Source organism: Maricaulis sp. (assembly GCF_048268525.1).
Lineage (GTDB): Bacteria > Pseudomonadota > Alphaproteobacteria > Caulobacterales > Maricaulaceae > Maricaulis.
The window spans coordinates 1-6,549 of sequence record NZ_JBLWVH010000044.1; the positions used below are offsets into that span (position 1 = coordinate 1).

Below are 6,549 nucleotides of genomic sequence, written 5' to 3' on the forward strand. Positions count from 1 at the left end.
ACCCTTGAGCTCGAAAACCGGCTGAGGCGAACTGGCTGACAAGACCTCAATGCTGCGATCCGAGCGCGCTCGAATGCCCATGACGGGACCCACCTTGCCGGGTTCCGACATACCCACTCTCGCCGCACATCAGGCGCAGATCAGAGCGTCTGCACCCCGGCCCTGCTGAATCACCCCGTCCCGCGAATTGCACAGCGTGCGACTCCGCTTTATGCAGGGGCCAAATGTCGTGACCAGCACAAGCGAGTCGAGCCCGTGAAAGCGAAAATCCACGTCTATCTGAAACCCGGCGTTCTGGACCCTCAGGGAGCCGCCGTTGCCGGTGCCCTGCACAATATGGGTTATGACGAGGTCGAAGCGGTCCGCCAGGGCAAGCTGATCGAGCTGGACCTGACCGGCGATGACGCCGAAGCGGCCCGCAAACGCGTCGACGAAATGTGTGCCAAACTCCTCTCCAACCCGGTGATCGAGAGCTACTCGATCGAACTGGCGTAGGAGAGGCCGGCATCATGAAATCCGCCGTCATCGTCTTCCCGGGCTCCAATTGCGATCGTGATGCCCACGACGCGATCGAGACAGTCACGGGTCAAAAACCGGCCATGGTCTGGCACCAGGAGAGCGAATTGCCCGAGGGCACACAGTTCGTGATGGTGCCAGGCGGGTTTTCCTATGGCGATTATCTGCGTTGCGGCTCGATGGCCTCGCGCTCGGCCATCATGCCGGCCATCGTCGCCCACGCCGCCACCGGCGCACCGGTTCTGGGCGTGTGCAATGGCTTCCAGATCCTCACCGAGAGCGGGCTTCTGCCGGGCGCGCTGATGCGCAATGCCGGGCTGAAATTCGTCTGCGAGAAAGCGCCGCTCACCGTCGAGAACGCCAACACGCAATTCACCTCGCGCTATGAGGCCGGCGCCCAGCTTCTGGTGCCCATCGCCCATCATGACGGCAATTATTTCGCCGATACCGACACGCTCGACCGCATCGAGGGCGAAGGCCAGGTGGTGTTCCGCTATGGCAAAAACCCCAATGGTTCGGCCCGCGACATCGCCGGCATCACCAATGAGCAAGGCAATGTCATGGGCATGATGCCCCACCCGGAACGCGCCGTGGACACCGGCCATGGCGGCACGGATGGCTTGGCGCTGTTTGAATCTCTCCTCGGGAGTGCGTGACGATGACCCAATACGCTGAAGGCATCACCGCCGAGATCGTCAAGGAACACGGTATCAATGACGCCGAGTACGCCGTCATTCTGGACCGTCTGGGCCGGGCGCCGAACCTGGTTGAGCTGGGTATCTTCTCGGTCATGTGGTCCGAGCATTGTTCCTACAAATCCTCCCGCGCGCATCTGGGCCGTCTGCCGACCTCCGGCGAGAAGGTGATCCAGGGACCGGGCGAGAATGCCGGTGTGATCGATATCGGCGATGGTCAGGCGTGTATTTTCAAAATGGAAAGCCACAACCACCCCTCCTTCATCGAGCCCTATCAGGGTGCGGCGACGGGCGTGGGCGGCATTTTGCGCGATGTTTTCACCATGGGCGCGCGCCCGGTGGCGCTGATGAATGCGCTGCGCTTTGGTGCGCCCGAGCACAAGAAGACCACGCATCTGGTCTCCGGTGTGGTGGCTGGCATTGGCGGTTACGGCAATTGCGTCGGCGTGCCGACCGTCGGCGGCGAGACCAATTTCCACTCCGGCTATAACGGCAATATCCTGGTCAATGCGATGGCCGTCGGCCTCGCGGACGCCGATAATATCTTCTACGCCCGCGGCGCCGAGCCGGGCCAGCCGATCGTCTATGTCGGCTCCAAGACCGGCCGCGACGGCATCCACGGCGCGACCATGGCCTCGGCCGAGTTCGATGATGCCTCCGAGGAAAAGCGTCCCACCGTCCAGGTCGGTGACCCCTTCACCGAGAAAAAACTGATCGAGGCCTGCCTCGAGCTGATGGCCACCGATGCCATCGCCGCGATCCAGGACATGGGCGCTGCCGGCCTCACTTCCTCCTCGGTCGAAATGGCCGACAAGGGCGGGATCGGCATCGCGCTCGACATGGACAAGGTGCCCCAGCGCGAAACCAATATGACGACCTATGAGATGATGCTCTCGGAAAGCCAGGAGCGCATGCTGGTCATCATGAAGCCGGGTCGCGAGGACGTCGCCTACGAGATCTTCAAGAAGTGGGAACTCGATGTCGCCGTGATCGGCGAGACCACGGATACCGGTCGCATGGTCCTCACCCACAAGGGCGAAACCGTCTGCGATATCCCGGTCGCGCCGCTGGCCGATGACGCCCCGAAATATGAGCGCCCCTATTTCGCCCCGGAAGTGCGCGCCCAGCTGAATGCCAAGGATGTCGCCCAGCCGTCGCATATGGGCGAGATCCTGCTGAAGATCATGTCGAGCCCGGACATGGCCTCCAAGGCGTGGATCTGGAAACAGTATGACCGCCACGTCATGGCCGACACCGCGGCCTCCTCCGAAGACCCGTCCGATGCCGCCATTGTTCGCGTGCACGGCACGAAGAAGGCGCTGGCCATCACCACCGATTGCACGCCGCGCTATTGTTTCGCCAATCCGTTCGAAGGCGGCAAGCAGGCCGTCGCCGAAGCCTGGCGCAATCTGACCGCCACCGGCGCCGACCCGATCGCGATTACCGATTGCCTCAATTTCGGCAATCCCGAGCGCGAAGAGATCATGGGCCAGTTCGTCGGCTGTATCGACGGCATGGCCGAAGCCTGTGCCAAGCTCGACTTCCCGGTCGTGTCCGGCAATGTCAGCCTCTATAACGAGACCAATGGCGTCGCCATTCCGCCGACGCCGGCGATCGGTGGTGTCGGCCTGATCCCGGACATGGACCAGCGCGCCCATTTCGGTGGCATGCGCGAAGGCGATATCCTGATCGTGGTCGGCGAGACCGAAGGCGCGCTGGGCGCCTCGGTCTACCTCAAGGTGATCGAGAACCGCGAAGATGGCGGTGCGCCGCTGGTCGATCTCGATGTCGAGAAAGCCAATGGCGATTTCGTCCGCGGGCAGATCCGCTCGGGCCGCATCTCGGCCTGTCATGACCTGTCCGATGGCGGCCTCGCCTGCGCCGCCGCCGACATGGCAATGGCCTCGAACATGGGCGTCAAGCTGGCCCATGAAGGCAATGTGCCAATGCACGGCTATCTCTTCGGTGAGGACCAGGGCCGCTATCTGCTGGCCTCCGCCAAGGAAGACGCCATCGCCATCCTGCAGGACGCCAAGGCTGACGGCGTGCCCGTCCATGTAGTCGGCCTGGCCGGTGGTACAGCCGTCACCGTCAACGGCGCCCACCCGCTGGAGCTGGACCGCCTGCGCGCGGCCTGGGAAGGCTGGATGCCCGGTTTGATGGACCAGCTGGTCGAAGCGGCGGAATAAGTCCGTCCCTGGCTACAGATAGCGCCGGATCCGCGCACGGTAATCGGCATAGGCTGCCGCGAAGACACGGTCCAGGTGCGGCTCTTCCACGCGCGTGATGAAGACGTGGATGATCAGCGCAAACAGGGCCGAGCTTGTCAGCGCCAGGATGGAACCGGCGGCCGCGGCAGCGCCGAAGAACATGGCGGCATAGCCGACATATTGCGGATTGCGGGAAAACCGGTAGATGCCGCCTTCAATCAGGCGATCCTCCAGCAAGCCATAAACGCGCTTCTGGGAGCCGTAAGCGATCCGGCCGGCTGCAATCACCCCTGCACCGGCGGAGAGCAACAGCCCGCCTGCAGCGAGGCTCACGGCCGTGACCGGCCAGAGACTTCCCCGATCGACAATGGCCAAGGCAAGTGTGGCCAACGCCTGCCCATGCATCACGCCCCCTGACCAGCTGGCTGTAGCGGGTGTCCATTTACCCTGTCTTTCAAACTCCCGCCGGGCCCGGATCATGAAGGGGATGGCGAGGATAGCGTTGAACAGGATGTAGACGCAGAGCACGATTGCAAGCAGTGACATGAGTGAAGACTTTCCGACCAGATCCAATACCTGCCGGAAAGCCTAATCTCTCTAGCCGCTAGAGCTTCAAGCGTTTTCTTTACCGCCCCGAAGCCTCGCCGATCATGTCAAGCTGCGCGTCCGACTGACGCGCGAAATCGGCAATCGCGTCACTGGCATCCTGGAAGAAGTCCAGCGTCATGTTCTCATAGGTATCGGTTGGCTGGTGGTAGTGCGGGTGGAAGTCGACGCCCAGATAGATGAAGGGGATGCCGGCGGCGTGGAAGGCGCCGCTATCGGTCAGATTGGTCCAGTCACCACCCGGCTCCTCGGTCGGCTCGTCATAGCCCATTGGCATCGACACGGTGGCGCGCGTGGCGACGTCTTCGACGATCGGCGTCAGATAGGGATAGTGATATGTCCCGACGGCCCACAGGATGCGGTCGGTCGACATGGCGACCATGTCCATATTCAGGTTGAAGGTGATGTTCTCGACCGGGATGGGCGGGTCAGCGACAAAGGCCCGTGCGCCCTGGAGGCCATTTTCCTCGGCATCGACGAAAGCGAAGATGACGTCATGCTCGGGCGGTTCCGCCAGGAACATCTCGGCGACGGCCAGCACCGACGCGACGCCGGAGGCATTGTCATCGGCACCATTCCAGATCTGCGCTCCGCGCATGCCCTCATGATCATAATGGGCCGACACCACCATGGTGCGGTCGCTGTCGCTGGTCCCCTCGATCAGGGCCAGGATATTGGTGCCGTCGACCTTTTCGGGTGATCGCGGCATCTCGAAGCTGAAGACATGCTCATAGCTGTCGCCGACCGGCTCGACGCCCATCGTTTCAAGGCGTTCGATAATAAAGGCGCGGGCCCGGGCATTGCCGTCGGTTGCGACCGCCCGGCCTTGCATGTCATCGGCGGCCAGTATGCGCAGATCGGAGAGCAATTGCTCACGATCCAGAGCCCAGCCCGCACCGTCTTCCGCCGGCTGCATGGCCACACAGGCGGTCGCCAACAAGCTGACGGACAGGATGGACGAAACCGATAGTACGCGCATGGATAATCCCCGTTGGTGCTGTTGACGACGAGACTGCCATGTCCGCCGCGCCGGCCCCACCAAAATATCCGTAACAATCAGAACCAGCGGCTCGGACGGGCCGCCGGCTCGTCTTCATGATCGGGCCAGTTGGCCTCGGACCGCTCCAGATATCCCGGAATGTCCTGCTCCCAGCGTTCCTGGATCGAGGGCGAAAAGTTCATGTACAGCACGCCGTCCACGACCCGGTAGGCGAGCGGATCCGAGCGAACCTTGCGATCATTGGCCAGGGCATAGGCACAATGGCCATCATAGGCCGGCGCATAGCGCACTGGATTGTCGATGAACAGGTCACGATTGGCTTCAGTCGCGAAATACCAGACCACGCCACCATACTCCGCCGTGATGCTCTCGAGCCCCGGCAGTGGCGCCTCTGCGGTATGGTAGGACACCACATCATTGCCGCCGACCGGACGGCCGTCCCGGTCGAGATACGGGTCTCCGGCAAACGCCATGCCGGCCGGCAAAATGGTCGCCAGGGCCAGATAGACCAGGCCGAGGCCCAGCCGGAGGGTGGTTTTGGCAGTCATCAGGCGTGTCATGCTCTTTTCCCTTGTCGCGGTCGCGATTAGCTTGACTCAGATATGGGCGATTGATGCCCTGCAGAACAATGCACGCCGCGACACATTCGGTCACGCTCATGGCGGTCGAATGTGATCCGCTGTGAAACCGCCATCGCCTGCAGTCAGGCCGCCGACAAGGACGCACCCCATGCCCATGCCCGCCGACGACATCATCGCCCTTATCAAGGCCGGGATCCCGGACGCCGAAATCACCATGACCGATCTGGCCGGTGACAATGATCACTGGCAGGCCCTCGTGGTCTCGGAAAGCTTCCGCGGCAAGCTGCGTGTGGCCCAGCATCAGATGGTCTATGCCGCGCTAGGCGACAAGATGGGTGGGGAGTTGCACGCGCTGGCCCTGGAAACCCGGACCCCCGATTGATGATTGAGGCAGACGCCTTTTCGCGCCTGGGGTTCGGCGTCACCGGACCGCATGCCGGGCTGGGGACCAGCCGCAGCGCAACCACGCGGTTGATCCATCAAGCCATCGAACTGGGCGTGACCCTGTTCGACACCGGCCCGGCCTATGGTCGGGGCGAGGCCGAGCAACGGCTTGGAACGGCGCTGAAACAAGTCCCGCGCAACAGCGCGTTCGTCGCGACCAAGGCCGGTGTCCATGCTGGCGGACATCGTGATTTTTCCGCCGGAGCAGTGGAAATGTCGCTGCGGGACTCGCTCAAGCGCCTGCAGCGCGACCATGTCGATCTCTTGCTGCTGCACGGCCCGGCGCCGGGCGAATTGACCGACAAGCTGATCCGCCGCCTGCAAGCCTTCACCGAACGCGGCATGATCCGCCATATCGGGGTGTGCGGTCGCGGTGCGGAGCTGGACCGGGCCATCGAGCTGGGCGTGTTCGATGCGCTTATGGCGCCGATCAATGACAGCCTGACCGATGGTGAGCGCCAGCGCCTGACCAAGGCACGCGAAAGCGGCCTGTCGGT

Annotated in this window: 8 protein-coding genes; 5 read left to right on the plus strand and 3 right to left on the minus strand. The window is 62.9% G+C overall.

The annotated features are described in order from the left end of the window. Window positions 1-255: 255 nt before the first annotated feature. From purS to purL, 3 genes are read left to right on the plus strand one after another with little or no spacing between them, the layout of a single operon-like run. The gene (gene purS, locus ACN0X9_RS15210) at window positions 256-495 is read left to right on the plus strand and encodes a phosphoribosylformylglycinamidine synthase subunit PurS (RefSeq protein WP_417488411.1); all 240 of its coding nucleotides are present in this window, start codon (window positions 256-258) and stop codon (window positions 493-495) included. 14 nt (window positions 496-509) lie between these two features. Then, window positions 510-1,172 (plus strand): phosphoribosylformylglycinamidine synthase subunit PurQ, encoded by a 663-nt coding sequence (gene purQ / locus ACN0X9_RS15215; RefSeq protein ID WP_417488412.1) that lies wholly within the window; start codon window positions 510-512, stop codon window positions 1,170-1,172. A gap of 2 nt (window positions 1,173-1,174) precedes the next feature. Continuing rightward, window positions 1,175-3,400 carry a phosphoribosylformylglycinamidine synthase subunit PurL gene (gene purL / locus ACN0X9_RS15220; RefSeq protein ID WP_417488413.1) on the plus strand — a complete coding sequence of 742 codons (2,226 nt, stop codon included), beginning with the start codon at window positions 1,175-1,177 and terminating at the stop codon, window positions 3,398-3,400. A gap of 12 nt (window positions 3,401-3,412) precedes the next feature. Here the strand turns inward: purL and ACN0X9_RS15225 are convergent, their stop codons facing one another. The 3 genes from ACN0X9_RS15225 to ACN0X9_RS15235 form a co-directional block, all read right to left on the minus strand. After that, on the minus strand, window positions 3,413-3,967 hold the full coding sequence (locus ACN0X9_RS15225) for a PEMT/PEM2 family methyltransferase (RefSeq protein ID WP_417488414.1): 555 nt from the start codon (window positions 3,965-3,967) through the stop codon (window positions 3,413-3,415). Window positions 3,968-4,046: 79 nt separating this feature from the next. Next, entirely contained in the window at window positions 4,047-5,006 is a 960-nt protein-coding gene (locus ACN0X9_RS15230; RefSeq protein WP_417488415.1) for a M20/M25/M40 family metallo-hydrolase, read from the minus strand. Window positions 5,007-5,083: 77 nt separating this feature from the next. Further along, on the minus strand, window positions 5,084-5,587 hold the full coding sequence (locus tag ACN0X9_RS15235) for a YHS domain-containing (seleno)protein (protein WP_417488416.1): 504 nt from the start codon (window positions 5,585-5,587) through the stop codon (window positions 5,084-5,086). Between the two features lie 169 nt (window positions 5,588-5,756). On the opposite strand from ACN0X9_RS15235, the gene ACN0X9_RS15240 reads away from it, so the two are divergent. Both ACN0X9_RS15240 and ACN0X9_RS15245 read left to right on the plus strand, forming a co-directional pair. Continuing rightward, window positions 5,757-5,990 carry a BolA family protein gene (locus tag ACN0X9_RS15240; RefSeq protein ID WP_417488417.1) on the plus strand — a complete coding sequence of 78 codons (234 nt, stop codon included), beginning with the start codon at window positions 5,757-5,759 and terminating at the stop codon, window positions 5,988-5,990. Then, window positions 5,990-6,549 (plus strand): aldo/keto reductase (locus tag ACN0X9_RS15245; RefSeq protein ID WP_417488418.1); only part of this gene is annotated, 560 nt, incomplete at its 3' end. The genes ACN0X9_RS15240 and ACN0X9_RS15245, both read left to right, overlap by 1 nt.